The sequence below is a fragment of the Streptomyces sp. SAJ15 genome, assembly GCF_007595705.1.
In the GTDB taxonomy this organism is placed as follows: Bacteria; Actinomycetota; Actinomycetes; order Streptomycetales; family Streptomycetaceae; genus Streptomyces.
Window position 1 is genome coordinate 420,245 of sequence record NZ_NISY01000005.1, and the last position, 26,246, is coordinate 446,490.

Annotated in this window: 18 protein-coding genes and 1 CRISPR repeat array; of the genes, 13 read left to right on the forward strand and 5 right to left on the reverse strand. The window is 72.4% G+C overall.

The features are described 5' to 3' along the window. Positions 1 to 326: 326 nt before the first annotated feature. A complete protein-coding gene (locus CD790_RS16870) occupies positions 327 to 692 on the reverse strand; it encodes a DUF488 domain-containing protein (RefSeq protein ID WP_144384045.1) in 366 nt (121 codons plus the stop codon). Positions 693 to 777: 85 nt separating this feature from the next. Further along, positions 778 to 975: a hypothetical protein gene (locus tag CD790_RS16875; protein WP_144384046.1), complete on the reverse strand. Its 198-nt coding sequence runs from the start codon at positions 973 to 975 to the stop codon at positions 778 to 780. A gap of 240 nt (positions 976 to 1,215) precedes the next feature. Between CD790_RS16875 and CD790_RS16880 the strand changes: the two genes are divergently transcribed. The 12 genes from CD790_RS16880 (at position 1,216) to cas2e (ending at position 19,622) form a co-directional block, all read left to right on the forward strand. Next, a complete protein-coding gene (locus tag CD790_RS16880; protein ID WP_144384047.1) occupies positions 1,216 to 2,187 on the forward strand; it encodes a cyclase family protein in 972 nt (323 codons plus the stop codon). Between the two features lie 228 nt (positions 2,188 to 2,415). After that, positions 2,416 to 5,451, forward strand: a complete 3,036-nt coding sequence (locus CD790_RS16885) for a SpoIIE family protein phosphatase (RefSeq protein ID WP_144384048.1) — start codon at positions 2,416 to 2,418, stop codon at positions 5,449 to 5,451. Positions 5,452 to 5,542: 91 nt separating this feature from the next. Continuing rightward, positions 5,543 to 7,111 (forward strand): sugar ABC transporter ATP-binding protein, encoded by a 1,569-nt coding sequence (locus CD790_RS16890; RefSeq protein WP_144384122.1) that lies wholly within the window; start codon positions 5,543 to 5,545, stop codon positions 7,109 to 7,111. Continuing rightward, positions 7,108 to 8,163: an ABC transporter permease gene (locus CD790_RS16895; RefSeq protein ID WP_144384049.1), complete on the forward strand. Its 1,056-nt coding sequence runs from the start codon at positions 7,108 to 7,110 to the stop codon at positions 8,161 to 8,163. Before CD790_RS16890 ends, CD790_RS16895 begins: the two co-directional genes overlap by 4 nt. A gap of 38 nt (positions 8,164 to 8,201) precedes the next feature. Further along, entirely contained in the window at positions 8,202 to 9,326 is a 1,125-nt protein-coding gene (locus CD790_RS16900) for a substrate-binding domain-containing protein (RefSeq protein ID WP_144384123.1), read from the forward strand. 720 nt (positions 9,327 to 10,046) lie between these two features. Further along, the gene (gene casA / locus CD790_RS16905) at positions 10,047 to 14,789 is read left to right on the forward strand and encodes a type I-E CRISPR-associated protein Cse1/CasA (RefSeq protein WP_399217665.1); all 4,743 of its coding nucleotides are present in this window, start codon (positions 10,047 to 10,049) and stop codon (positions 14,787 to 14,789) included. Continuing rightward, positions 14,789 to 15,514, forward strand: a complete 726-nt coding sequence (gene casB / locus CD790_RS16910) for a type I-E CRISPR-associated protein Cse2/CasB (RefSeq protein ID WP_144384051.1) — start codon at positions 14,789 to 14,791, stop codon at positions 15,512 to 15,514. The genes casA and casB overlap by 1 nt, the downstream gene beginning before the upstream one ends. 45 nt (positions 15,515 to 15,559) lie before the next feature. Beyond that, on the forward strand, positions 15,560 to 16,777 hold the full coding sequence (gene cas7e / locus CD790_RS16915) for a type I-E CRISPR-associated protein Cas7/Cse4/CasC (protein ID WP_144384052.1): 1,218 nt from the start codon (positions 15,560 to 15,562) through the stop codon (positions 16,775 to 16,777). After that, complete coding sequence (gene cas5e, locus CD790_RS16920; RefSeq protein ID WP_144384053.1) at positions 16,774 to 17,592, forward strand: type I-E CRISPR-associated protein Cas5/CasD; 819 nt, start codon at positions 16,774 to 16,776, stop codon at positions 17,590 to 17,592. Before cas7e ends, cas5e begins: the two co-directional genes overlap by 4 nt. Next, positions 17,592 to 18,308, forward strand: coding sequence for a type I-E CRISPR-associated protein Cas6/Cse3/CasE (gene cas6e / locus CD790_RS16925; RefSeq protein ID WP_144384054.1), 717 nt, complete (start codon positions 17,592 to 17,594; stop codon positions 18,306 to 18,308). Before cas5e ends, cas6e begins: the two co-directional genes overlap by 1 nt. Before the next feature lie 4 nt (positions 18,309 to 18,312). After that, positions 18,313 to 19,260, forward strand: coding sequence for a type I-E CRISPR-associated endonuclease Cas1e (gene cas1e, locus CD790_RS16930; RefSeq protein ID WP_144384055.1), 948 nt, complete (start codon positions 18,313 to 18,315; stop codon positions 19,258 to 19,260). Further along, a complete protein-coding gene (gene cas2e, locus CD790_RS16935) occupies positions 19,257 to 19,622 on the forward strand; it encodes a type I-E CRISPR-associated endoribonuclease Cas2e (RefSeq protein ID WP_144384056.1) in 366 nt (121 codons plus the stop codon). Before cas1e ends, cas2e begins: the two co-directional genes overlap by 4 nt. A 106-nt stretch (positions 19,623 to 19,728) precedes the next feature. Then, a CRISPR array of direct repeats spans positions 19,729 to 20,912; the repeat unit is 29 nt; unit sequence GTGGTCCCCGCGCATGCGGGGGTGGTCCC. Between the two features lie 176 nt (positions 20,913 to 21,088). Here cas2e and CD790_RS16940 read toward each other — a convergent pair. Next, entirely contained in the window at positions 21,089 to 21,730 is a 642-nt protein-coding gene (locus tag CD790_RS16940) for a cysteine hydrolase family protein (RefSeq protein ID WP_144384057.1), read from the reverse strand. Between the two features lie 370 nt (positions 21,731 to 22,100). Here CD790_RS16940 and CD790_RS16945 point away from each other — a divergent pair, with 370 nt between their 5' ends. Further along, complete coding sequence (locus CD790_RS16945) at positions 22,101 to 22,922, forward strand: SDR family NAD(P)-dependent oxidoreductase (RefSeq protein WP_144384058.1); 822 nt, start codon at positions 22,101 to 22,103, stop codon at positions 22,920 to 22,922. Here CD790_RS16945 and CD790_RS16950 read toward each other — a convergent pair. Together CD790_RS16950 and CD790_RS16955 are read right to left on the reverse strand one after the other, a co-directional pair. Continuing rightward, the gene (locus CD790_RS16950) at positions 22,919 to 24,310 is read right to left on the reverse strand and encodes a deoxyribodipyrimidine photo-lyase (protein WP_144384059.1); all 1,392 of its coding nucleotides are present in this window, start codon (positions 24,308 to 24,310) and stop codon (positions 22,919 to 22,921) included. The genes CD790_RS16945 and CD790_RS16950 overlap by 4 nt on opposite strands. Positions 24,311 to 24,460: 150 nt before the next feature. Then, positions 24,461 to 26,164 carry an SDR family oxidoreductase gene (locus CD790_RS16955; protein ID WP_260867637.1) on the reverse strand — a complete coding sequence of 568 codons (1,704 nt, stop codon included), beginning with the start codon at positions 26,162 to 26,164 and terminating at the stop codon, positions 24,461 to 24,463. Between the last annotated feature and the right edge of the window lie 82 nt (positions 26,165 to 26,246).

The window sequence follows — 26,246 nt, forward strand, 5'->3', positions numbered from 1 at the left end:
CCTCCAACGGTGTCGTGGGGTGGGCCGTTGCCGAAGGGAAGGCGACCCGATCGGTTCCCGGCCCAACGGGCGCTAAACCAACGGGCCGTTCGGCCGGGCGCCGGGGTCCGGTGACAGCGGGACGCCGGCGGCGCGTCAGGCCCGGGCCGCCCCGCCGCTCCCGGCCCCCTCCGCCGCCCCATCGGCCTCGGCCTCGGCTTCCGACCGTTATCCGCAGCTCCCGGCCGCCTTCGACCGTTATCCGCGCTCCCCGCCCGCCTCCGACCGTTGCCCGCCGCTCCCGGCCGCCTCCGAGCACTCCCCGCGCTCCCCACCCCCTCCGACCGTTAGCCGGCGCGCAGGTGGTCGAGGAGCACCGGCACGTGGCCGGAGTCCACGTCCTTCACCGCCGTGAGGAGGGTGACCGTGGCGGTGCGGGCCAGCTCACGCAGGTGCCGCGCCGCCGCCTCGGGCTCCGGTTCGGCCAGTTCGGCCCGGTATCGGTCGGCGAACTCCGCGTGCTCCTCGCGGTTGCGGTGGTACCAGCCGCGCAACTCCCCGGACGGGGTGAGCTCCTTCGGCCACTCGTCCACCGCGGCCCGCTCCTTGGACAGTCCGCGTGGCCAGAGCCGGTCGACCAGCACCCGCGTCCCGTCGTCCGGCTCCGGCGGATCGTAGACGCGCCGCACCCGGAATCCCGTCTCGGACCGCACGCGCTCCTCCTCACCGGCGCCACCCACGGCACCTCCCGCCGTGTCTCGACGGTACGAAGCCGCCGGGGGCGGCGCCAACGGACGGTCAGGAACCGGCGGCCGCGGCCACGCTCCACCGGCCCACCTCGCGGTACGCCGAGTCGTAGACGGCGGAACCGTCGCCGGGCCGCAACGCGTAGTGGTGCAGATTCCCGCCCCAGTACCGCAGGATCCGGCCCAGCTCGCGGGCCGCCTCCCCCTCCGCCGCCGCATCGTCGATCTCGACTTCGAGCAGGAACCTCATGTCCTCGCCTCCCCGGCACGCCATGCGTCCAGGCCGCCTCTCGCGGCCCCCCATGAATTGTTTCATTCACCTTCGCTGGGAGACTTTCGCGGACATCACCGCTGGTCGGGGCCGAGAAGCAGCGCAGAAGCCTCAAGTGGGGGTCTACCCGTGGGGCGCCGAGCGGGTACGTCTGGAGATGAGGCGCCGCCCGGACCTCGGCGGCCCACCGGCCCACTCCCCTGGAGCGCTGAGCAGCCCATGAGCAGCAACGACCCCGCCGGGAGCCCGGCTCCCCCGCCCGCCGGCCCCCCGAACGGCCCGGCCGTCTCCCGCGAGGAGTTCGACGAGCTCTTCGCGTCGGTCCGCACCTGGGGGCGCTGGGACCCCGCCGAACGGGGCGCCTGGAACCGGGTGACCCCGGAGCACGTACGGCGCGCCGCCGACCTGGTCCGGTCGGGGACCGTGGTCCCGATGGCCCGCCCGTGGGACACCGCGGCAGGGCCGGACAACCGCAGGCCCGCCCTGCACTACATGTCCGACCTCGGCGACGTGGAGCCGCCCGAGCCCGCCACCCACAAGGACTTCGTCGGCGCCGACTACCACGGCAAGGCGATCACCCATCTGGACGCCCTGGCCCACGTCGCGTACCGGGGGCGGCTCTACGACGGCGGCGCGGCGGGCGAACTGGTCGATTCCGGCGGCGCCCGCTTCGGCTCCGTCGCCGCCCTCGGGCCACTGGTCACCCGGGGCGTACTGCTCGACCTGCCCGCCGTCCTCGGCCGCCCCTGGCTGGAGCCGGGCCGGGCCGTGCGCGCGGCGGACATCGTCGCGGCGGAGGAGGCCCTCGGGGTGCGGATCGGCGGGGGCGACGCCGTGCTGCTGCGCTCCGGCCAGCTGCGCCGCCGGACGGAGCTGGGCCCCTGGGACCCCGACACGGCGAGCGCGGGCTTCCACGTGGACGCCGTACCGCTGCTGGCCGAGCGGGGCATCGCCCTGCTTGGCGGCGACGGCGACAGTGACGTACGTCCCTCGCCCGTCGACGGGGTGCACTCGCCGGTGCACGCGCTCGCCGTCGTCGCGATGGGCGTACCCCTGCTGGACAACCTCGACCTGGAGGGGGTGTCGGCCGCCTGCGCGGCCGCGGAGCGCTATGAGTTCCTGCTCTGTGTGGCCCCGCTGAACATCCCCGGCGGCACCGGCTCACCCGTCAATCCGGTCGCGATGCTGTGACGACGTGGCCGCGGACCGGCCCCGCACCCGCGCGGCCCACCCAGGCCCACCATGGGAACACCACGGGAATACCATTCGTCACCGTACGTCACCGGCCCGACGGCCGTGCGCGACCCTGATCGACTCATGGCGCAATGTCGCCAAAGTTATAAAATTGGACGAACGGTGCACCCTCTCCGCTGGACGAGGGGCCATGGTGGCGCACGCCGATGGCGGGATGTGAAGGGGATGGGGCTCGTGGCAGCTGAGCTCGGCCCCGTGCGCGCCCGCGACCTGTTCCTTCGGGGTGAGGCGCTCGACCAGGTCGAGGGGGCCGTGCGCGACCCCATCATCAGCTCATGGCAGCGCTCCGTGTCCCTGGGGCTCACCCCGGAGGGGTGCGAGTTGCCCTTCCGCGCCGACCTGGACCTCGACGGAAGGCTGGTGCGCGCGGCCGGGCCCGTCATGGCACGGCTGCAGTCCCTGTTCACCGGCAGGAGCATGAACGTGTGCCTCGCCGACGGACGCGGGGCCGTACTGCAACGCAGGTTCGGCGAACCGTCCCTGGTGAGGCGGCTGGCCCCGATCCAGAGCGTCCCCGGCTTCGTGTTCGCCGAGGAGTTCGGCGGCACCAACGGCATCGGCCTGGCCCTCGCGGAGCGGCAGTTGGTCAACGTCTACGGCGCCGAGCACTTCGCCGAGCGCTCCCAGTCGAACGCCTGCTCGGCGATTCCGGTGCGCGACCTGCTCAGCGGGCGGATCGAGGGCGTGCTGTGCTTCGGCTATCCGTACGACGACATCGACCCGGCACTGAACACCGTGATCCGCAGAGCCGCCGGCGCCATCGAACGGCGGCTGCTGGAGCAGAGTTCGGCGCGCGAGCGGGCGCTGTTGCAGGCGTACCTCGACGCCCGGAGCCAGGTGTTCCTCGGCGAGGCCGCGAGCAACGGCCTGCCCGCCGATCTCGCCGACAGCGGACTGGACTGGCGCGACCAGATGATCCTCAAGGAGAAGGCGGCCGAGCTGATCGCCTCGGCGCAGCGCGCCGCCGTCGAGGTGCCGCTGCCCGGCGACCGCCGGATCACCCTGCTGAGCCGGCCGGTGCGCAGCGCCTCCGGAGTCGAGGGCCTGGTCATCGAGGCACTTCTGCCGTCCCGGCGGCAACGCCTGACCGTCGTCCAGTCCGAGGCCGCGCCCGGCCCGCCGCACGCCCCGGCACAGCGCCTCCCCTCCCCCTGCCTCACCCTGCCCGGCGGGCTTCCGGGCAGGCCGGCGAGCCGGACCGCCGCCATCGGTGCCGCCGTCGTCGCCGCCACGCCCGCGCCTCCTTCCGCCGAGACCCTCACCGCCGCCGCACCGTCCCGAGGGCCGACTCCGGGCGGTCCGGAGCCGGGCCGGGCCGTCGGCGATGCGGGGACCCCGACACCGCGGGACGGCGAAGGCATCGCCTACGGTCCGGATCTCACCCACCGCGAGGAGGCCGCCGACCGCGAGGGCGTCGGCGACGGCGCGACCAGCGGACTGGTGCTGGTGGGCGAGCCGGGGGTGGGGCAGTACGCCGTGGCGGCCCGGCGCCGTCTGGAGCTGTTGTCCGAGGCCAGCACCCGGATCGGTACCACCCTGGACGTGACCCGCACGACGCGGGAGCTCGCCGAGATGGCCGTCCCCCGCCTGGCCGACTTCGTCACCATCGACCTCCCCGAGGCGGTGCTGCGCGGCGAGGAGCCGACCGACCCGCGCGTCGACCTCTACCGCACGGTCGTCCACGGCATCCGTGACGACTGCCCCTTCTACCCGGCCGGCGGGCGGGTGGACCTGCGCCCCAGCACGCCCCACATCCGCTGCCTGACCAGCGGACAGCCCGTACTCGAACCCGATCTGCGGGCCGCGACGGGCTGGCTGCTCCAGGACCCCGCGCACGCCCAGCGCCTGCTGGCGCACAACGTCCACTCCCTCATCACGGTCCCCCTCCTCGCCCGCGGCATCGTCCTCGGTGTGGCCGGCTTCTACCGGTCCCGGGACCCCTCCCCGTTCGGGGACGACGACCGCGCCCTGGCGCAGGAGCTGGCGACCCGCGCCGCCATCTGCGTCGACAACGCCCGCCGTTACACCCGCGAGCACAGCATGGTGCTCGCCCTGCAGCGCAGCCTGCTGCCGCACGGCTTCCCAGAACAGAACGCCGTCGAGATAGCCCACTGCTACATGCCGGCCGAGTCCGGGGTCGGCGGCGACTGGTTCGACGTCATCCCCCTCTCCAGCGCCCGTGTCGCCCTCGTCGTCGGCGACGTCGTCGGCCACGGGCTGCACGCCGCCGCCACGATGGGCCGGCTGCGCACCGCCGCGCACAACTTCGCCGAGCTGGATCTGCCCCCGGACGAGGTCCTGACCCACCTCGACAACCTGGTGGGCCGTCTGGACCGGGACGAGAGCGGAGTGGAGGAGGACCCCACCAGTACCGGCATCATCGGCGCGACCTGTCTGTACGCCATCTACGACCCCACCTCGCAGCAGTGCACCATGGCGCGGGCCGGCCACCCGCCGCCGGCCCTGGTCCGCCCCGACGGCACCGTCACCTTCCCCGACCTGCCCGCCGGTCCGCCGCTGGGCCTGGGCGGTCTGCCCTTCGAGACCGCCGAGTTCCACCTCCCCGAGGGCAGCCAGCTGGTCCTCTACACGGACGGGCTCGTCGAGGACCGCCGACGTGACTTCGACACCGCCTACGACCAGCTGCGGCAGGTGCTGGCCCACCCCAGCCGCCCGCCCGAGGACACCTGTCGGGCCGTCCTCCAGTCGGTGGTGCCCGAACACCCCACCGACGACATCGCCCTCCTCGTCGCCCGTACGCACGCCCTCGATCCGCTCCGGATCGCCACCTGGGAGCTGCCCGCCGACCCGGCGCTCGTCTCCGAGATCCGCGCCGCCGTCACCCGCCGACTGACCGAATGGGGTCTGGATGAGCTCACCTTCGCCACCGAACTGCTGCTCAGCGAGCTCGTCACCAACGCCATCCGCTACGGAAGCGGCCCCATCGGCGTGCGCCTGCTCTACGACCGCACCCTGACCTGCGAGGTCTCCGACGGCAGCAGCACCGCCCCGCATCTGCGCCACGCCGCGACGACCGACGAGGGCGGGCGCGGGCTGTTCCTCGTCGCCCAGCTCGCCCAGGCGTGGGGCACCCGCTACACCGCCGCCGGCAAGGTGATCTGGGCCGAGTGCTCCCTGGACGTGCCCGGCGGGATCCCCGCGTTGGCCGGACCCCGGTTCGACGACATACCCGCGATCTGAGATCGCGGCGTCGAAGCGGAAAAGGGCCTTAGCATGGCGGAGGTGCGGGGGAGGACCAAGAGGCCGACCCCCGGAGAAGTCCGTGAAGTCCGTGCATGACGCTCCCGACGCCCCCGCTCCCCCAGGCCACGGCCCCGCGCCCCTCGTCCGCGTACACGGCCTCAGCAAGCGGTTTGGCGGCACGCTCGCGCTGGACGCGGTGGACCTCGACATCCGCCCCGGCAGCGTGCTCGCCCTGCTCGGCCCCAACGGCGCCGGAAAGTCGACCCTCATCAAGGTGCTGGCGGGCGTGCACCACGCGGACGAGGGCGAGGTGACCGTCGCCGGCCACCCGCTCGGCAGCGAGGCGGCCTCCCGCCGGATGTCCTTCATCCATCAGGACCTGGGGCTGGTGGACTGGATGAGCGTCGGCGAGAACATCGCCCTGGGCACCGGCTACCCGCGCCGCGCGGGGCTGCTGTCCTGGCGCGACATCCGCGCCCAGGGCACCGCGGCCCTGGCCACCGTCGCCGCGCACCTGGACCCGGACACCCCCGTCGCCACCCTCACCCGCGCCGAACGCTCCCTGGTGGCCATCGCCCGCGCGCTGTCCGCCCAGGCCGACGTCATCATCCTGGACGAGCCCACCGCCAGCCTGCCGGCCGCGGACTGCGCCCGGCTCTTCGAGGTGCTGCGCACCCTGCGCGACGAGGGGCACGCCGTCGTCTTCGTCACCCACCGGCTGGACGAGGTGTACAAGGTGGCCGACTCCTTCGCGGTGCTGCGCGACGGCCACCTCATCAGCCAGGGCCCGCTCGCCGGCTACGGATTCACCCAACTGGTGTACGACATCGTGGGCCACCAACCGGGCGGGATGCTGCCCGCGCACGCCATGAGCGCCTACGCCAGCACCATGCCGGAGCCCTCGTCCCGCCCCGTCGTGCTGAGCGTGGAGGGCGCACGGACCGAGAGCGCCGGACCGGTCGACCTGGAGCTGCGCGCCGGGGAGATCCTCGGCATGGTCGGCCTCACCGGCGCCGGGCACATGGAGCTGGGCCGCGCGCTGGCCGGCTCCCAGCCCCTCCTCGACGGACGCGCCCTGCTCGACGGCCGCCCGTACCGGCCGGGCAGCGTCGCCGACGCCGTCGACGCCGGCGTCGGCTTCGTGACCAGCAACCGTCAGGAGGAGGGTTGCGCCCCCGAGCTGACGGTGCGGGAGAACCTGCTGGCCAACCTTCGGGCGGGCGGGCGGTCCGCGGCCCGCTGGATCAGCCCCCGGCGCGAGCGCGCCGAGGCCACCGCCCTGATCGACCGGTTCTCGGTGCGACCGCGCGACAGCGAGGTGCCGATCGCCACGCTCTCCGGGGGAAACCAGCAGAAGATCATGATCGGCCGGTGGCTGCGGATGAGCCGACGGCTGCTGATCCTCGAGGAGCCGACCGCCGGCGTCGACGTCGGCGCCAAGGCCGCCATCTACCGGCTGCTCCACAACGCGCTGACCGAGGGGCTCGCCGTGCTGCTCATCTCCACCGACTTCGAGGAGGTCGCTCAGGTATGTCACCGGGCCCTGGTCTTCGTCCGCGGAACGGTGACCGCGGAGCTGAGCGACGAGGCCCTCACGGTCACCGAGCTCGCCCGCACCGCCTCGGCCATGCCGCCCCTCACCTGGACGCCGGCATGACGACCAGCCCACCCCGCACCCCGCCGAGCCGCCGCGTCGGCCATCTCGTCGGCGCCTACGGCCTGCTGGTCCTGACCGTCCTGGCCTTCGCGGCCTTCTCCCTCGCGCTGCCGGACACCTTCCCGACGCTGGACAACATCTCCGCCATCCTGTCCAACCAGTCGATCACCGCCATGCTGGCGCTCGGCGCGATGATCCCCATCGTCACCGGCAAGTTCGACCTGTCCATCGGCTACGGCCTGGGTCTGGCGCACGTCCTGACGATGTGGCTGATCGTCGACGGGAAGTGGCCCTGGCCGCTGGCCTGCCTGGTGGTGATCGTCGGCGGGGCGGTCGTCGGCGCCTTCAACGGCGTCGTGGTGGAGTTCGCACGGATCGACTCCTTCATCGCCACCCTGGGCACCGGCAGCATCATGTACGCCTTCACCGGCTGGATCACCGGCGGGGCCCGGATCGTGCCGGGCGCGGACGGCCTGCCGACCGGCTTCACCGACCTGTACGACTCCCGCTTCCTCGGCCTTCCGGTCTCCGCCTTCTACGTGCTCGCCCTCACCGCGGTGCTGTGGCTGGTCCTGGAGCGCCTGCCGCTGGGCCGCTACCTGTACGTCATCGGCTCCAGCTCCCGCACCGCCGACCTGGTCGGCATCCCCTCCCGCCGCTACATCGTCTACGCCTTCGTCGGCTCCGGCCTGGTGGTCGGCACCGCGGGGGTGCTGCTCGCCGCACAGCAGCGGATCGGCAACCCCAGCGTCGGCATCGACTACCTGCTGCCCGCCTTCGTCGGGGCCCTCCTCGGCTCCACCGCCATCCGGCCGGGCCGCGCCAACGCCCTGGGCACGCTCGTCGCCGTCACCATCCTGGCCATCGGCCTCGCCGGCATCGGCCAGCTCGGCGCCCAGTTCTGGGTCACCCCCCTGTTCAACGGCACCACCCTGCTCATCGCCGTGGGCCTGGCCGGCTACGCCGCGCGCCGCCAGCTGCGGCTGCGGAGAGCGGAGCCGCGCCCGGCCCTGCGCGACGTACCCGGGGCCACCCCGGGAGCCACCCCGTGAGACGCCCGGCGCCCGCGAGACGCACCGCCGCGCTGGCGATGGCGGCGGCCCTGGCCCTCGTGCCCGGCACCGCCCTCGTCGGCTGCGAACGCGGCTCGTCGACGGGCGCCGCCTCCTCCCCCACCGCTCCGGACACGCCCGGCTGCCCCGAGACCCTCGCCGAGGCCGGGGCCGCCGTACGGCAGGCCGAGAAGTCCGACCCCGAGTGGAGCGGACCGACCACCGGCCCCCGCGCGGTCCCCGACAAGGACCTGGTCTTCGTCGCCCAGACCATGACCAACCCCGGCGTCGCGGGCGCCGCCAACGGCGTCCGGGAGGCCGCGAAGGCCATCGGCTGGAACGTCAGGGTCATCGACGGCCAGGGCACCCCCGCCGGCATCCAGGCCGCCTTCAGCCAGGCCATCGCCCTCCGCCCCGACGGCATCGTCATCGGCGGCTTCGACCCCAAGCTGACCTCCCAGCAGGTCGCCCGGGCCAACGCGGCCGGCATCCCGCTCGTCGGCTGGCACGCGGTCGACTCCCCCGGCCCGAGCGAGGACCCCGAGCTGTTCAGCAACATCACCACCCGGGTCGAGGACGTCGCCAGGATCAGCGCCGACTGGATCATCGCGAACTCTCACGGCCACGCCGGCGTGGTGGTGTTCACGGACGCCTCGATCCCGTTCGCCCGCTACAAGTCCGACCTCATCAAGGAGGAGCTCGCCACCTGCTCCAGCGTGCGGCTCCTCGCAGAGGAGAACATCCCGCTCTCCGACTCGAGCACCCGCACCCCGCAGGAGGTCTCGTCGCTGCTGTCCCGCTTCCCCGGCACCTGGAGCCACTCCGTCGCCATCAACGACGTCTACTTCGCCGACGCCGCCCCGGCCTTCCGCGCCGCCCGCAAGAAGGGCGCCGATCCCCCCTACAACATCGGCGCCGGCGACGGCGACCCCTCCGCCTTCCAGCGCATCAACAGCGCCCAGTTCCAGACCGCCACCGTCCCCGAACCCCTCTCCGCCCAGGGCTGGCAGATCGTCGACGAGTTCAACCGCGCCTTCTCCCACCGCCCCGCCAGCGACTACGTAGCCCCCGTCCACATCTCCACCGCCGCCAACAGCAAGGGCCTCTCGACCTGGGACCCCCCGGGGTACCGGGAGGCGTACCGGGAGATCTGGGGGGTGTGACGGCGGGCCGGGCGGCTTCGTTCCGGCAAGCGTGGTGTCCGCCCCGCGGCGGTGAGGCATCATGAGGGCGTCGTTCAGTCCCCGTCCGACGGGGGTGGCCCCTAAAAACAGCTGCGCTCTGCCTGGTCCCCGCGCATGCGGGGCTGACCTCGGCGGCCTCAACGAGCAACGGTCCGGCTAGCGAACTAAAAACAGAAACGCTTAACTCCCCTTCTTTAACAGGGTAATTGCGATCAAGATACCGCGGCCTCTACCGTCTACAGCGCTGCGGACCCGCATCGAAGGCGTGACCGTCGCACAGCCATATGCACAAGAGACCGGGCCCGATGTACCTCACTCACGCGACGAGGAGGTGGGCCCGGTCTCGTCCCTCACGGCCTCAACGCAGAGAGGAACGACGGCATGTTATCGCCGCAGAATGGCGCCACCCAACCTCCAGAGCCTCCCCCAACCCTGTACGCGCTACTGCCGTCGCTCATCGCGGCGTGCCCCACCGCCGCCTCCTCCGCGCCGTGGGCATGGGGCACGGTAGTGATCGTGGTTGTCGTCCTGGCAATCATGCAGCCAAGGCCGCGGGGCCTCAGCGCCTGACGGGCGCAGCCGGTGCCGGTCCGTGATCCGGCACCGGACGCCCGTCCCGCTTATCACCTCACCCTCCGCTTCCTCTCCTCTTTCGGCATACAGCGCCCCAGGGAGGGCACAGGCATGTCCGATAGCCCCATGCACGCAGGACCCCCGACTGGCGAGCCGCCCTTTTCCCGCCTGTCTCCAGCCGCCCGGACGGCCTGGGCGAAAAGCGATCGCACAAGCAGCGCCTGGCTGCCTCTGTGGCGGCACATGGCCGACAGCGCGGCCGTGGCCGGGAAGCTATGGGACGGCTGGCTACCCGAAGCGGTCAAGGCTCACATAGCCGAGGCACTTCCCGGGGGCGACGAGGATGCGCGTCGCCTCGTCGTCTTCCTCGCCGGTGCGCACGACGCGGGGAAGGCCACAACTGCCTTCGCCTGCCAGGTAGACGCACTCGCCGACCGCATGCGCGCCGCCGGCCTCGACATGCTCTCCGCCGTGGAGTACGGCCAGGATCGACGGCTGGCGCCGCACGGACTCGCGGGTCAACTGCTGCTTCAGGAGTGGCTTTCGGAGCGGCACGGGATGAGCGCCCGGGCGTCCGGGCAGTTCGCGGTGGTGGCGGGGGGACACCACGGTACGCCGCCGGAGCACCAGCAGATCCACGACCTTCAGCTCCGGCCGCGGTTGTTGCGGCATCCGGGGCCGAGCGAGGCGCTCTGGCTCAGCGTGCAGTACGAGTTGATGGACGGGTGCGCCGAACTCGCGGGAGTGCGTGAGCGGTTGTCGGCCTGGCGGGCGGTACGACTGCCGCAGACGGTGCAGGTGCTGCTCACCGCGATCGTCATCCTGTCGGACTGGGTCGCCAGCGCTCCCGAGCTGTTCCCGTACGACCCGGACTCCTGGCAGCCCGCCGGGCCGGTCGGCGACGCGCGGCGGTTACGGGCGGCGTGGCAGGGGCTGGACCTGCCGGGGCCCTGGGCGCCCCACGAGCCCGACCAGTCGGCCGAGGCCCTGTTCGCGGAGCGCTTCGACCTGCCTGAGGGCGCGGAGATCAGGCCGGTGCAGGCCGAGGCCGTACGTATGGCTCGGTCCATGCCGACCGCCGGGCTGTTGATGATCGAGGCGCCCATGGGGGAGGGCAAGACCGAGGCGGCGTTCGCCGCGGCGGAGATCCTCGCCGCCAGGACCGGCGCCGGCGGCTGCCTGATTGCGCTGCCCACCCGGGCGACGACCGACGCGATGTTCCCTCGCCTCCTGAGCTGGTTGGAGCGTCTGCCCCACGACGGCCCGCGGTCCGTCGCCCTGGCGCACGCCAAGTCCGCGCTCAACGACCTCTGGGCGGGCATGCTGCAATCGAGCCGCCGGACCATCGCCGCCGTGGAGCCGGAGCTCCCGGAGCGGGTGAACGGGTTCCAGGCTCTGCGACCCCAGCCCGCCGGGCTGCACGCCCACCAGTGGCTGCGCGGCCGGAAGAAGACACTGCTCGCCTCGTTCGCGGTAGGAACGATCGACCAAGTGCTCTTCGCCGGACTCAAAAGCCGCCATCTGGCACTGCGGCACCTGGCCGTGGCCGGCAAGGTGGTCGTCATCGACGAGGTCCACGCGTACGACGCCTATATGAACCGGTACCTGGACCGGGTACTGGAGTGGCTCGCCGCATACCGCGTACCGGTGGTACTGCTCTCCGCGACCCTTCCGGCGGCCCGGAGGCGAGCGCTGGCCGCCGCCTACTCGGGCTGCGCGGAGCCGGAGACCCCGACGGACGACCTATCCGACGACGCCTATCCACTGATCACGACCGTGGCGCCCGGCGCCACGGCACGTGCGGCAGGTCCCGCGGCCGCCTCCGATCGCCGCACGGAGATCGCGCTGGAGCGGGTGGACGACGACCTCGCACTGCTCGCGGACCGGTTGGAGCGCGAACTCGTCGATGGTGGATGCGCCTTGGTCGTGCGCAACACCGTCGACCGGGTAATGGAAGCGGCCGACGCCCTGCGGGAGCGGTTCGGGGACGACGCGGTGACGGTCGCCCACTCCCGGTTCCTGGCCGCCGATCGGGCCGCCAACGACGCCCGTCTACGGGAGAGGTTCGGCCGGAACGGGGATCGGCCGACCGGGCCACACGTGGTGGTGGCCAGCCAAGTAGTCGAACAGTCACTCGATATCGATTTCGACCTCCTCGTCACCGACCTCGCCCCCGTCGATCTGCTCCTCCAACGAATGGGGCGGCTGCATCGGCATCCGCGTCCACGGCCCGAACGGCTGTCGCGGGCCCGCTGCCTGGTGACGGGCGTGGAGGACTGGCAGGCGGAGGGGGAGCCGCCGCGCCCCGCGCGTGGATCCCTCGCCGTCTATCGATCGTTTCCGCTCCTGCGGGCGCTCGCCGTGCTGGTCCCGCATCTGGACGGGCTCCCGCTGGTGCTCCCCGACCACATCAGCCCACTGGTACAGGCGGCCTACGGAGACGGTGACGTCGGACCGGAGGACTGGGCCGGCGCGATGCGCGCCGCCCACGACGACCATACGAGGTTCCTCGCCGAGAAGCAGGAGAGAGCCGAGGCGTTCCTCCTGGGACCGGTACGCCGCGCGGGACGGCCGGTGTACGGGTGGCTGGGGGCCGGGGCCGGGGACGTGGACGACAGCCGGGCCGGGCGCGCCCAGGTGCGGGACGGTGACGAGGGCTTGGAGGTCCTGGTCGTGCGGCGACTGCGGGACGGTCGGTTGACTACCGTGCCGTGGCTCGACGGCGGGCGGGGCGGGCTGGAGCTCTCCAGGGACTTTCCACCGGAGCGACGCGCCGCCGAGGCCGTCGCCGCGAGTGCGATCACCCTTCCGTGGCAGTTCGCCAAGCCCTGGGTGATCGACCGGACCATCGCCGAGCTGGAGCGCTTCATGGTGCCGGCCTGGCAGGTGAAGGAATGCCCGTGGCTGGCGGGGGAGTTGCTGCTCGTTCTGGACGAGGATTGTCAGACCCGTCTGTCAGGCTTCGTTCTCAGGTACAGCAGCGCCGACGGACTGCGTGTGTCCTCCGCCGGCGTGCCCGCGACCCCGCCGGCATCGTCGGCGTCACCAAGAGAGGGAGACGAGAAACGTGAGTGGACGGCGATTAGCCCCACCCCCTCCGGGACTCCTCACGTGGTCGGGTCACCCCCCGCGGAGGACGTGAGTCCGTTGCCGCCTCCACCCCCTCCCCCGCCGCCTTCCTTCGATCTCGTCTCCTCACCCTGGCTGCCGGTCCAGCGACTCGACGGCCGCACGGAGGAGCTCTCACTGCGCGAGGTCTTCGCCCAAGCCGGTGATCTACGGCGGCTGGTGGGGGACCTCCCCAGCCAGGAATTCGCGCTGCTGCGGCTGTTGCTGGCGATCCTGTACGACGCGCTCGACGGCCCCGCGGACGTGGAGGAGTGGAGCGAACTGTGGCTGTCGGGCGATCCTTTCGCCCCCGTAGCCGACTATCTCGACACCCACCGCGACCACTTCGACCTGCTGCACGCGAAACGGCCGTTCTTCCAGGTGGCGGACCTGCGTACGGAGAAGGACGAGGTCGCCTCGCTCAACCGCGTCGTCGCCGACGTCCCGAACGGCGACCCGTTCTTCGCCATGCGCCGGCCGGGCGTGGACCGGTTGTCGTACGCGGAAGCGGCCCGTTGGCTGGTACACACGCACGCCTACGACCCCTCCGGCATCAAGTCGGGGATGGCGGGTGACGACCGCGCGAAGGCGGGGAAGGTCTACCCGCTCGGCGTGGGGTCCGTCGGCAGTCTGGGCGGGGTGTTCGCCGAGGGAGCCACCCTACGGGAGACGCTGCTGCTGAATCTGGTCGCCCTCGATGAGGGCATCGTGGACACGGCCGCCGGCGACGCGTCGGGCGATGGTGTGGACATGCCCGCCTGGCGACGTCCTCCCTTCGGGCCCGGCCCGTCCGAAGACGCACCGGGCGCCCGCCGGCCGAGTGGTCTCCGCGACCTCTACACCTGGCAGTCCCGGCGCGTCCGCCTGCACGCCCAGGGCGGAGCGGTGACCGGCGTCGTCCTCGGCTATGGCGACCCGCTCACCCCGCACGCGCCGTGGAAGCTGGAGCCCATGTCGGGATGGCGCCGCAGCCCCGCCCAGGAGAAAAAACAGGGTCGCCCCCTGGTCTATCTGCCGCGGCAGCACGACCCGAGCCGGGCCGCCTGGCGGGGATTGGCCTCCCTCCTGCCCGCGCGCCGTGCCGCGACCGACGACCCAGCCGGCGGGGAGGCGCCCCAAACCCTTCCGTCCGGGATCGTCAGATGGTTCTCGATGCTCACCACGGAGGGGGAGCTCGACCCGCGCTCGCTGATCCGCGTGCGGATCGTCGGCGCCCTGTACGGCACCCAGCAGTCCGTCGTGGACGAGATCGTGGACGATGCCGTCGTGTTCCCCATGGTGCTGCTGCACCAGGAGCACCTCCTCTACGGCGACACGGCCGTCGACGCCGTGAACGACGCGGAGCAGGCCGTGGCCGCCCTCGGCCACCTCGCCGGGAACCTGGCCCGGGCCGCAGGTTCCGACCCGGCCCCCGCCACGGCCGCCGCCCGCGATCTGGGGTACGGGGACCTCGACAGTCCGTACCGCAGGTGGTTGGCGGAGCTGGCCACACATTCCGACCCTCATGTGGCACGCCGGGCATGGCAGGTCCTCGTCCGCCGCCGGGTGATTCGACTCAGTCGAAGCCTGCTCGACTCGGCGGGGCCGGCCGCCTCCGAGGGGCGCATCGCCGATGTCCCCGGCATCGGCAAGCGTTGGGTCGACGACGCTCGCGCCGAGCTCTGGTTCCGCCGGCGACTGAACCAGGTACTCCCCTCGGCAGCCATCCCACGGCCGGAGGGTTCGGCCAGCGATCAGGACAACGAACCGGAGGGCGCCTGATGACCACCAGCACGCAATCTTCCGAGGGAGCCGGCCGACCGACCGGCGGTCGCCGCTCATGGTCGCTTGCCAGGCGCGCCACCGCCAGTTGTCTCAAGCGACTTCAGGGCGGATACCTCACGGACAATGCGGCCGCCGTCGCGACCGTGGCCCGACTGCGCCGTAGCGTGGGGCGTCTCGTTCACGACTCCCCCACCACCTGGGGCATCGACGACGGCCTGGACGACCTCATCCGTCTCAGGGACCAGCAGGCCGCCAAGGCGGCCCAGGAGGAGCAGACGGCGCCCTTCCCGCTGAACGAGACGCAGTTGCAGGCCGAGGAGCAGGCCGTCCATCTCGCGGTGACCCTCTGGGCCCTGCACCAACAGTCCATCCGGGACGCCGGCATGTGCGAAACCGGGTGGCCCCTGGGGCGCGCCGTCCGGCGTCTCACGGCTCCTGTCTCCGGCTCGGGGAACTCTGGAGCCCGCCTGGAGGACGAGCAGAACGAGACGCTTCGCAAGCGCTTCGTGCGAATCGGCACGGCGACGTCGTTCGAGTCGCTGGGCACCCGGCTGCGGGAGATGGTGCTTCTGCTGCGCACCGCGCGGATTCCGCTGGACTACGGGCTTCTCGCCGACCAGCTCGTCAGCTGGCAGACCGAGACGAGACGGACGGAGGTCCGTCGGGAGTGGGGCCGAGAGTTCCATCTGGCCTATTCCGAGGAACGGGACACCACGTCCTGACGCCGCCTTCACCCCCCTTCGACACGACAAGGAAACGGAAACCCGGTGACGCGAACCATCCTCGATATCCACATCCTGCAGACCGTCCCGCCGAGCAATCTGAACCGGGACGACACAGGCACCCCCAAATCGGCGCTGTACGGCGGTGTGCGGCGGGCACGGGTCTCCAGTCAGGCGTGGAAGCGCGCCACGCGGAAGGCGTTCGAGGAACTGCTACCCCCGTCCGAATTGGGAGTGCGGACGAAGAGGGTCGCCGAGGCACTGGCGGAGCGCATCGTCGCCCTGGATCCGTCGCTGGAGCCTGCCAGCGCGATCGAGCTGGCGGTCGAGACTATGAAGACCGCGACCAACAACAGCAAGATCGAGGCGCCCAAACGGAAGACGAAGGCCGCCCAGGACGACGGCGGCGACGAGGGAAAAGTGGCGCCGGAGTCCGCATATCTGATGTTCCTGAGCAGGCGTCAGCTCGATGCGCTGGCCGCGCTCACCGTGGAGGGCAGCGCCGACGGTTCCGTAGCGTCTCTGCAGAAGTACTGGAAGGACAAGGAGAACAAGGCGAAGGCCCGGAAGGCCGTCGACACCCGGCACTCGGTGGACATCGCGCTCTTCGGCCGGATGGTCGCCGACTCCGCGGACCTCAACGTGGAGGCGGCCACACAGGTCGCGCACGCAATCGGCGTGCACGTCTCCGAGATCGAGTCTGACTACTTCACGGCCGTTGACGACCGGAATTCCGACGGCGAAACAGGCGCGGGGATGATCGGTTCCGTCGACTTCAACTCCGCGACGCTCTATCGCTATGCCGCCGTCGACGTCAACGAACTCCACCGCAACCTCGGCGCGGGGATGAGGAATGACGAGTCACCCACGACACCGACGCAGAAGGCGGTGGGTGCCTTCCTGGAGGGCTTCATCACCTCGCTCCCCACAGGCAAGATCAAAACTTTCGGAAACCACACGCTTCCGGCCGCGGTAGTCGTCAAGTTGCGCACCCGCCGGCCGGTCAGCTTCGTCGGCGCCTTCGAGGAGCCGGTACGCAAGGGGGACGAGGGTGGGTTCCTGAGAGGCGCCTGCGCGAAGCTCGCCGAGCACGCAATCAGCCTGGAACAGCAGTACGGGACGTCAGACGACGAACACACATGGGTCTTCCGCATCGGCGAGGAGACCAGGGCGTTGGCCGAGCTCGGTACCGAGGTGACGTTGGCGGGTCTGGTGAAGGACGTGGAGGTCGCCGTCGCGGCGCGGCTGGAGCCCGGCGCATGAGCGTGCTGCTGTTGCGGCTCGCCGGACCGCTCCAGTCCTGGGGGTCCGCCGCCCGCTTCACCCGCCGGGGCACCGAGAACGCTCCGACGAAGAGTGGCGTGATCGGCCTGCTCGCCGCCGCGCAGGGCCGTACCCGGGAAGCGGACCTGTCGGACCTGGTGGCACTGCGGTTCGGCGTGCGCATCGACCAGCCGGGTTCGCGGCTGCGGGACTTCCAGACGGCGCACCACGCGGATTCCGGCAAGGCCATGCCGCTGTCGGAGCGCTTCTACCTCGCGGACGCGGTGTTCGTCGCGGCGGTGGAAGGTGATCGCCCGCTGCTCCAGTTGCTGCACGACGCCCTGCTCGAACCCCACTTCCTCCCTTATCTTGGCCGGCGCTCCTGCCCGCCGTCGCGGCAGATCGCCATGGGGCCGCCGCAGGACACCTCGTTGGAGATGGCCCTGCGCGAGGCACCGTGGCAGGCGTCCGACTGGTACGTGCGGCGGCTGAATCGGGAAGCGGAACGCGAGGGCGGGACAGCCGGACCGGAGACGCTGGACCTCCTCATCGACTGCCCCCCGTCCAGCACCCCCGACTTCTCTCTGCGCGACACCCCGCTGAGCTTCGATCCGCGTCACCGCCAGTACGGGCTGCGCGGAGTCCGCGGGGGGCAGGCCCCACCCCCCATGCCGGCTCCCGCGTCGGGGGCCGTGCCACCCCATGACCCGACCGAGGTACTCACGGTCGCGGCGCAGACCACCGGCCGGCCTCCCACCTCCGGGACGTCCGCGAAGCCCACTACTCCGGCAGACTCTCCCCTGAGGTCGACCTGATGTATCTGACCCGATTCCGCATCAACACCGGTCGTTCGGGTGCCCGCCGGCTGCTCGGTTCTCCCCACCTGATGCACGGCGCCGTGAACATGGGATTCCCGGACCCGCCGCCCCGGGACGGTCAGGGGCCTCGGGTGCTGTGGCGCGTCGACCCTGCCCACCAGGCGGAGACGAACCTGTTCATCGTCAGTCCCACCCGCCCCGATCTCACCCACCTGGTCGAGCAGGCCGGCTGGCCCACCCTGGACACGCCCGGGTGGACGTCCTTCGCCTACAGCGAGTTCCTGGACGCCCTGGCCGAGGGGGACACCTGGGGCTTCCGCCTCACGGCCAACCCGGTGCACCACATCCGTAGACCGGGTGCCGCGCCCGGCACCCCCACGAAGCGGGTCGCCCACCAGACCCCCCGGCACCAGTTGCGGTGGCTGCTGGAACGGCAGGAGAAGGCGGGCTTCGAGGTGGTCCGCAAACCCCCGGAGCGCCGGTTGACCGAGTACGGGGACGAACACGAGCTGATCGTGCGCGACCGGCTCCCGCTCCAGTTCCGCCGTCCCCCTGCCGCCCACTCCCGAGAGGATGTCCGCTTCACCCGGGTCACCTTCGACGGCCGCCTGCGCATCGCCGACCTCGCTCTCTTCCGCCGCACCCTCACCCAGGGCCTCGGCAAGGCGAGGGCGTATGGCTGCGGCCTGATGACCCTGGCCCCGGTGCGGTGAGGCGATGAGCACCGTCAGCCGCCGGAGCGTGTCGACGCCACGCGAACTCACCCGGGTCGGGGACCGGACCTCCTTCCTCTACCTGGAGCGCTGCAAGGTACAGCGCGACGACAACGCGATAACCGCGATCGACGCCGACGGGGTGACCCACATCCCGTCCGCCACCATCGGGACGCTCCTCCTGGGGCCCGGCACACAGGTGTCCCACCAGGCCATGTCCCTCCTCGGCGAGTGCGGGGCGGGCGTGGCGTGGGTCGGCGAGCACGGGGTGCGCTTCTACGCGGGCGGCCGCGCCCTCACCCGCTCCTCGGGCCTTGTCGAAGCCCAGGCCACGGCCTGGGCGAACCTGCGCACCCGGCTGGAGGTGGCCCGAGCCATGTACGGCCTGCGCTTCCCGGACGAGGACCCGGCCGGCCGCACCCGCCAGCAGCTGCTGAGCATGGAGGGCCGCCGCCTCAGACACTGCTACCGGCGCGAGTCGGCCCGCACCGGCGTCCCTTGGCGACGGCGTGAGTACCACCGCGAGGACTTCTCGGCCGGTGACGCTCCCAACCAGGGCATCACCGCGGCCGCACAGTGCATGTACGGCATCGCGCACGCCGTCGTCACCGCACTCGGCTGTTCACCGGCGCTCGGCTTCGTCCACTCCGGCAACGAACGGTCCTTCGTGCTCGACATCGCCGACCTGTACAAGACCGACGTGGCCATCCCGGCAGCCTTCGACGCGGCGGCCGCGGGCGACGAGGACGTCGCCTCCCGCACCCGCCGAGCCCTCCGCGATCGCATCAATGAGACCGGCCTGCTCGATCGTTGTGTGCGGGACATCAAACACCTGCTGCGCTACGACGACGGTCAGGAGACGACTCAGTCGCAGGATCGCATGACACTGCAATCTGACGGCGGCACGCAGGTGGCCAGCGGTCGCAACTACGGGGAGGAGCCCATCTGGTGACCGTCATCATCCTCGCCAACTGCCCGGCCGGCCTTCGGGGCTTCCTCACCCGCTGGCTTCTGGAGATCTCCCCCGGCGTCTTCCTCGGCTCCCCTTCGGCTCGCATCCGCGACATCCTCTGGGCCGAAGTCCGCCAATACGCGGCCCAGGGCCGCGCCCTCCTTGTCCACCAGGCCGACAACGAACAAGGCTTCACCTTCCAGACCCACAACCACGCCTGGCACCCCACGGACCACGAGGGCCTCACCCTCCTCCACCGCCCCGCCCCCAACACCCCGCACAACCACCCCCCACGCCAACCCACCCCACCCCCACAGGGCTGGAGCAAAGCCGCCAAACGCCGTCGTTTCGGACAGCGGTAGCGTGCAGGCGGGCTCCACCCGAGAGGACTCAATGACCGCTATGCCGGAATCTCCAATCCTAAGCAAAAACGGCACCCACGCCGCATAAAGGCGCAGGTCAGCTTCTGTGGTCCCCGCGCATGCGGGGGTGGTCCCGCCTACCAGGCCGACCTGTACGCCCTCCGCACGTGGTCCCCGCGCATGCGGGGGTGGTCCCGACGGCGGCCAGACGTGGACGCCGGTGCGGCTGTGGTCCCCGCGCATGCGGGGGTGGTCCCGTGCAGGCCACGGCCGGCCATGTTCCGTAGCTGTGGTCCCCGCGCATGCGGGGGTGGTCCCCCCCACTCGAGCAACTGGATCTGCCTGGTGCTGTGGTCCCCGCGCATGCGGGGGTGGTCCCGTGTACGGGGCCCTGTGATGAGCACGGGGGAGGTGGTCCCCGCGCATGCGGGGGTGGTCCCCTCCAGTTCGCGACTCCGCGCGCGGTGCAGGAGTGGTCCCCGCGCATGCGGGGGTGGTCCCGGATGACGGTGCGCCGGCGGTTGGATGCCGATGTGGTCCCCGCGCATGCGGGGGTGGTCCCTGATCACCACCCCCGCCCGGAACGCCATGACCGTGGTCCCCGCGCATGCGGGGGTGGTCCCCTGGCGAACGTCGGCGTGGGTGCCGTCGATGGGTGGTCCCCGCGCATGCGGGGGTGGCCCCTGGCCAGCTTGATCCCCACCCACTTCTTTGAGGTGGTCCCCGCGCATGCGGGGGTGGTCCCTCTCGCAGTTCCTCGATCGCTGTCATCGGCTCGTGGTCCCCGCGCATGCGGGGGTGGTCCCTGGTCGTGCAGCTGCGGCGAGGTGGGGGTGCCGTGGTCCCCGCGCATGCGGGGGTGGTCCCTTCAGGTCGATCAACACCAGCCGGTCGCTCTCGTGGTCCCCGCGCATGCGGGGGTGGTCCCGAGCTCTTCACCGACAGCGTGATCTCGCTGGAGTGGTCCCCGCGCATGCGGGGGTGGTCCCATCACCGGCAGGCCCTGATCATCCGTACTGTGGTCCCCGCGCATGCGGGGGTGGTCCCGGCCCGCCGAGTGCGCTCCTCGCTGCTGGGCAGTGATCCCCACGCATGTGGGGTGGTCCCGGCACCACCTGGACCATCGGCCGCTCGGACACGTGGTCTCCGCGCATGTGGGGGTGGTCCCGCACGCGACCTAATCCGCATCGACGTCCCCTTGTGATCCCCGCGCATGCGGGGGTGGTCCCGGAGCATGCGGGGCCTCGCGGCCGCGCTCGGCGTGGTCCCCGCGCATGCGGGGGTGGTCCCGGAGTCAGCCTGCCGCCGGGGACCGCGGGTAGGTGGTCCCCGCGCGGTGCTCCCCCAGGACATGCTCCAGGCCGTTCTGGAGCGCCGTGGTCCCCGCCCACACAGGGCGCCCCCGCTGACAGGTCACGTGCAGGCATGAGCTACCCGCAAGCGGGGGCCGGTGGCCGGGCCGGGGGTCAGCTCGTCGGGAGGGCCTTGCGGAATTCGTCCGTCGTGGTCAGGAAGGCGTCGCCGGCGAAGCGGAGGGTGGCGAGGGAGCGTTCGCCGGCTTCGGGGTCGCCGGGGCCGCAGGCGTCGGTGATGACGACGGGGAGGTAGCCGAGGTCGGCGGCGTGGCGGACGGTGGGTTCGATGCCGATCTCGGTGGCCACGCCGACGACGGCGACGGTGGTGATGCCGCAGTCGCGCAGGGCGATGTCGAGCCAGGTGCCCTCGAAGGCGGACATGGTGATCTTGTCGAGGACCGCTTCGTGCTCGGTGGGGCGCAGCTCTGGGATGAGCTGGGTCTGCGGGGCGTCCGGTGGGAAGGGGGAGACGACATCGGCCGCGCGTTCGGTGCGCTGCCAGCTGCGCCACATGCGGAGTTGGGAGACGCCCATGAGTGCGGTGGGCAGGGTCACATGGCGCAGGAAGAAGGTCCGTACGCCGGCGGCGCGGGCGGCCTCGACCACCTCGACGGTCCGGGCGACGACGCGGTCCCGATCGCCGATCTGGCCCAGAATGCCGACCTGCATGTCGTAGACCAGCAGCGCCAGACGCTTGGGATCACACGCTTCCTGCAACGACCGCGGTACCGCGAGCCCGTTTCGATCATCCACGGCGGGGACGCTACCCCGCACTCGCCGTCGTGGACCATCCCCACGCGGGACAACCGGCTTTCGGATCGCCGTTGTTGACCCAGACGCCACCCGTCGGAGGCGCGCCGCCCCGCGTGGTGCCGCCGGCGCGGTGTCGGATTCGCCGCGGTATCGGGCGGACTGGACCGGCGTTCGGTGGTGTGATGGTCACGCAGGGGCAGGGGGCACCGTGCGGCGGGGCGGTGTCGGTAGGCCCGTGTGCCCGATGTCCCGTCGTCCGTATGGTGGACGGCCGCCCTCCGGGGGAGGGCCCGCGCCGTGTCCTGGTGGTGCCGACACCAGGCTCAGCCCCCTCTCCCCACCCGTCGCCGCGCGCCGACAGGCTGTCCGCATGAGCCCACGCACCATTCTGATCACCGGAGCGACCCAGGGACTGGGTCGCGGCATCGCACGCGACCTGGCCACGAAGGGTCACACCCTGCTGCTGCACGGGCGCGACCGCGCCCGTCTGGAGGCCGTCGCGGCCGAGTTGGCGGAGGTCGCCCCGGAGGCGACCGTCCGCACCTACCTGGCCGACCTGTCCGACCTGGAGCAGGTGCGCGCGCTGGCCTCCCGGATCCGGGAGGCGGAGCCGCGGCTCGACGGGCTGGTCAACAACGCCGTGGCGGGCGGCGGCGCCGAGCCGCTGCGGCGGGAGTACAGCCGCCAGGGGCACGAGCTGCGGTTCGCCGTGAACCACCTCGCCCCCTACGCCCTCGTCCGCGATCTGCTGCCGCTGCTCACCGCCTCCGCGCCCGCCCGCGTCGTCAACGTCGCCTCGATCGGGCAGGAGGCGATCGACTTCGACGACGTCATGTTGGAGCGGGGCTACGAGGGGCTGCGCGCCTACTGCCGCAGCAAGCTGGCGATGATCATGGCGACCTTCGAGCTGGCCGCCGAACTCGACGGCACCGGTGTCACGGTCAACACCCTGCACCCCGCCCATCTCATGGACACCGAGGGAGTGCGCGCCTACGGGCTGACGCCGGTCATCGGCGTCGAGGAGGGGGTGCGGCCCACCGTGAGGCTGCTCCTCGACCCGGAGCTCGCCACCACCACCGGCCGCTACTTCGACCAGTTCACCGACGCCCGGGCGCACGACCAGGCATACGACCTCGAGGCCCGCGATCGGTTGATGGAGCTGACGCATCGGCTCCTCGGGATGGCCGCCTAGCCCGGATGGCTCCGCGAGCTCGACTCACGGGCCTGTCGGAAGCGCGCCAGGCCGTCGGCCAGGTCGACCACCGGCTCCGGGTAGTCGTATCGTGCGCGCTCCGGGGCCCGCAGCTTCCACGGCTGGTGGACGGCGGGCCCTTCGAGCGCCGCGAGCTCGGGCACCCAGCGCCGCACGTACACGCCGTCCGGGTCGTGGCGCAGGGCCTGGCGCACCGGGTTGAGCACGCGGTTCGGTCGGGTGTCGGTGCCGGTGCCGGCCACCCACTGCCAGTTGAGCTGGTTGTTCGCGATGTCCCCGTCGACCAGCAGGTCCAGGAAGTGTCGGGCGCCGATGCGCCAGTCGACGTAGAGCGTCTTGGTGAGGAAGCTCGCGGCGAGCAGCCGGGCTCGGTTGTGCATCCAACCCTCGTGGCGCAGTTGGCGCATGGCGGCGTCCACGACCGGGTAGCCCGTGCGGCCGCTCCGCCACGCCTCGATCTCGTCCCCGGCCTCGTCCTCGGAGCGCCAGTGGTCGCCCCGGGCGCGGTAGTCGTCGGCGGCGGCCGCGGGCCGTGCGGCCAGCACCTGGTGGTGGAAGTCGCGCCAGCACACCTGGCGTACGAACGCCTCGGGCCCCGGGCCGCCCACCGAGCGGGCGCGGTGGACGAGCTCCGCGGCCGAGACCGTGCCGAAGTGGAGGTGTGGCGAGAGGCGCGAGGTCGCGTCGCCGGCGAGGTCGTCGTGCGTGTCCTCGTACCGTGAGATCCCGCCGCGCAGCCAGGCGTCGAGCAGCCGTCGTCCCTCCTTCTCGCCGCCGGGTGCGAGGCCCTCCGAGACCCCGTCGCCCCGATCGCGGGAGGGGATCTCCTCGGAGCTGAGGCCGTCCGGCACGCGGACCACGCGCGGAGCGCCGAGCGGGTCCCGGATCCGCTCCTGCGACCAGCGGCGGAGGTACGGGGTGAACACGGCGAAGTGGTCGGACCCCGCGGGGACGACGGCGCCGGGGGCCAGCGCGGTCACCACGGCGTCGTGGACCCACAGCGCGCGGCCGTCCCGCTCCAGGGCCGCGCGCAGCCGCCGCTCCCGCGCCTGCGCGTAGCCGCTGACGCCGGCGGCCAGGTGCACCTCGGCGGCGTCCGTCTCCTGTGCCACCTGGCGGAGTCGGGCCACGACGTCGCCGGAGCGGACGACCAGCCGGCCGCCGCGGGCCCGCAGTCCGGCGTCGAGGTCTCTCAGGCAGTCGGCGAGGAAGGCCCGCCGGTTGGGGGCGTCGAACCCCGCGGCCGCGATGCGCTCGTCCCGTACGAACAGGGGCACCACCCGCTCGCACGCGGACAGCGCCGCGCGCAGCGGCGGATGGTCGTGCAGCCGCAGGTCGGAGGTGAACAGCACGACGGCGACGCTCATGGGGTCACTCTGCCACCGTCCGCGGCGTCCGCGCGGGCCGTGCCCCGTGGACCGCCGACCGTGTCGATTCGCGGAGCCGCCCCGGGCGTTCAAGCGCCTCTGTCACCTGTCGCCGTACCCCGGGGCCGTCCTGCCGGCCGCCGCCAGCGCTCAGCCCCCGCTCGCGGCACCGCCCCTACGGGCGGCGTCCGCGCGGGCCGCGGCCTGGGCGATGTTGCGTGCCATGCCGCCGAAGACCACCGCGTGGAAGGGGGACACGCTCCACCAGTAGAGGTGGCCCAGCAGGCCGTGCGGGTGGAACAGCGCCCGCTGGCGGTAGCGGGACCGGCCGGCGTCGTCGCGGTCGGCGCGCATCTCCAGCCAGGCGAGGCCGGGCAGACGCATCTCGGCGCGCAGCCGCAGCAGCCTGCCGGGCTCGATCTCCTCCACGCGCCAGAAGTCCAGCGAGTCCCCGACCCGCAGCCGTGCGGCGTCCCGGCGGCCGCGGCGGAGTCCGACCCCGCCGACGAACCGGTCGAGCCAGCCCCGTAGGGCCCAGGCGAGCGGGAAGGAGTACCAGCCGTTGTCGCCGCCGATGCCCTCGATCACCCGCCACAGCGCCTCCGGCGAGGCGTCGACGGCCCGGGTGCGCCGGTCGGTGTACAGGCTGCCGCCGGCCCAGTCCGGGTCGGTGGGCAGCGGGTCGCTCGGCGCGCCGGGCAGGGAGGCGGAGGACCAGCGGGTGGCGACCTGGGCGTCACGCACCCGCTGGAGGGCCAGGCGGAGCGCGTCGTCGAAGGGGATCGGGGTGCCGGGCGGGCCCGGCACATAGCGCGCGATGTCGTGCTCCCGGCAGACCACCTCGTGGCGCAACGACTCGGTCAGCGGCCGGGCGAGGGCCGGCGGAACGGGGGTGACCAGGCCGATCCAGAGGCTGGAGAGGCGGGGCGTCAGCATCGGCACGCGCAGGATGAACCGGTGGGCGAGCCGGGCCACCTCGGCGTACCGCCGCATCATCTGCTCGTACGTCATGACGTCGGGCCCGCCGATGTCGAAGGCGCGGTTGACGTCGTCGGGCATCCGCGCGCTGCCGACCAGGTAGCGCAGCACGTCCCGGACCGCGATCGGCTGGATCCGGGTCCTGACCCAGCTGGGCGTGACCATCACCGGGAGCCGCTCGGTGAGGTAGCGCAGCATCTCGAAGGAGGCGGAGCCGGAGCCGATGATGACCGCGGCGCGCAGGACCGTCGCCGGCACACCCGAGCGGAGGAGGATCTCCCCCACCTCGGCACGCGAGCGCAGGTGGGGCGACAGCTCACGTTCGGGGACGTCGACCGGGGTCAGTCCGCCCAGGTAGACGATGCGTCGTACGCCCGCGGCGCGGGCCTGCTCGGTGAAGATCCGCGCGGCGCTGCGGTCGGTCTCCTCGAAGTCGCGCCCCGAGCGGAGCGCGTGGACGAGGTAGTACGCCACGTCGATGCCGTGCAGCGCCCGCCCCACCGACTCGGGGTCCGTCACGTCACCGCGGACCACCTCCACGTCGCCCGCCCAGGGGTGGTCGCGCAGCCGCTCCGGGGACCGGGCCAGGCAGCGCACCCGGTGCCCGGCGGCCAGCAGCTCCGGCACCAGCCGGCCCCCGATGTAGCCCGTGGCGCCCGTCACCAGGCAGCGCGGACCGGGCGCGGCCCGATCCGAGGCTCGCGCCGAGCCGTCCCCGCCGGGCTCGGCGCCGTCGGGGCCGGGCCCGGCGCCATCCCGGGCGCGTTCGGCGCCGTCCGGGCGGGGCTCGTCCCGGCCGTCTCCCGGATCGCCGTCTGCCGGAACGCCGTCTGTCGGATCGCCGTCTGCCGGATCGCCGTCTGCCGGATCGCTCATGGCCGCCATGGCCGCCTCCGCATCGTCGTCCGCCGTCTCCGCGTACACCCTCCACGGTGGCTCCCGCCCCGGCGTCCCGCTC

Coding starts and splice junctions, on each gene's coding strand:
- CD790_RS16875 (WP_144384046.1), bottom strand. CDS start 975: ATGAGGTTCCTGCTCGAAGTCGAGATCGACGATGCGGCGGCGGAGGGG.
- CD790_RS16880 (WP_144384047.1), top strand. CDS start 1,216: ATGAGCAGCAACGACCCCGCCGGGAGCCCGGCTCCCCCGCCCGCCGGC.
- CD790_RS16885 (WP_144384048.1), top strand. CDS start 2,416: ATGGGGCTCGTGGCAGCTGAGCTCGGCCCCGTGCGCGCCCGCGACCTG.
- CD790_RS16895 (WP_144384049.1), top strand. CDS start 7,108: ATGACGACCAGCCCACCCCGCACCCCGCCGAGCCGCCGCGTCGGCCAT.
- CD790_RS16900 (WP_144384123.1), top strand. CDS start 8,202: ATGGCGGCGGCCCTGGCCCTCGTGCCCGGCACCGCCCTCGTCGGCTGC.
- casA (WP_399217665.1), top strand. CDS start 10,047: ATGCACGCAGGACCCCCGACTGGCGAGCCGCCCTTTTCCCGCCTGTCT.
- casB (WP_144384051.1), top strand. CDS start 14,789: ATGACCACCAGCACGCAATCTTCCGAGGGAGCCGGCCGACCGACCGGC.
- cas5e (WP_144384053.1), top strand. CDS start 16,774: ATGAGCGTGCTGCTGTTGCGGCTCGCCGGACCGCTCCAGTCCTGGGGG.
- cas6e (WP_144384054.1), top strand. CDS start 17,592: ATGTATCTGACCCGATTCCGCATCAACACCGGTCGTTCGGGTGCCCGC.
- cas1e (WP_144384055.1), top strand. CDS start 18,313: ATGAGCACCGTCAGCCGCCGGAGCGTGTCGACGCCACGCGAACTCACC.
- CD790_RS16945 (WP_144384058.1), top strand. CDS start 22,101: ATGAGCCCACGCACCATTCTGATCACCGGAGCGACCCAGGGACTGGGT.
- CD790_RS16950 (WP_144384059.1), bottom strand. CDS start 24,310: ATGAGCGTCGCCGTCGTGCTGTTCACCTCCGACCTGCGGCTGCACGAC.
- CD790_RS16955 (WP_260867637.1), bottom strand. CDS start 26,164: ATGAGCGATCCGGCAGACGGCGATCCGGCAGACGGCGATCCGACAGAC.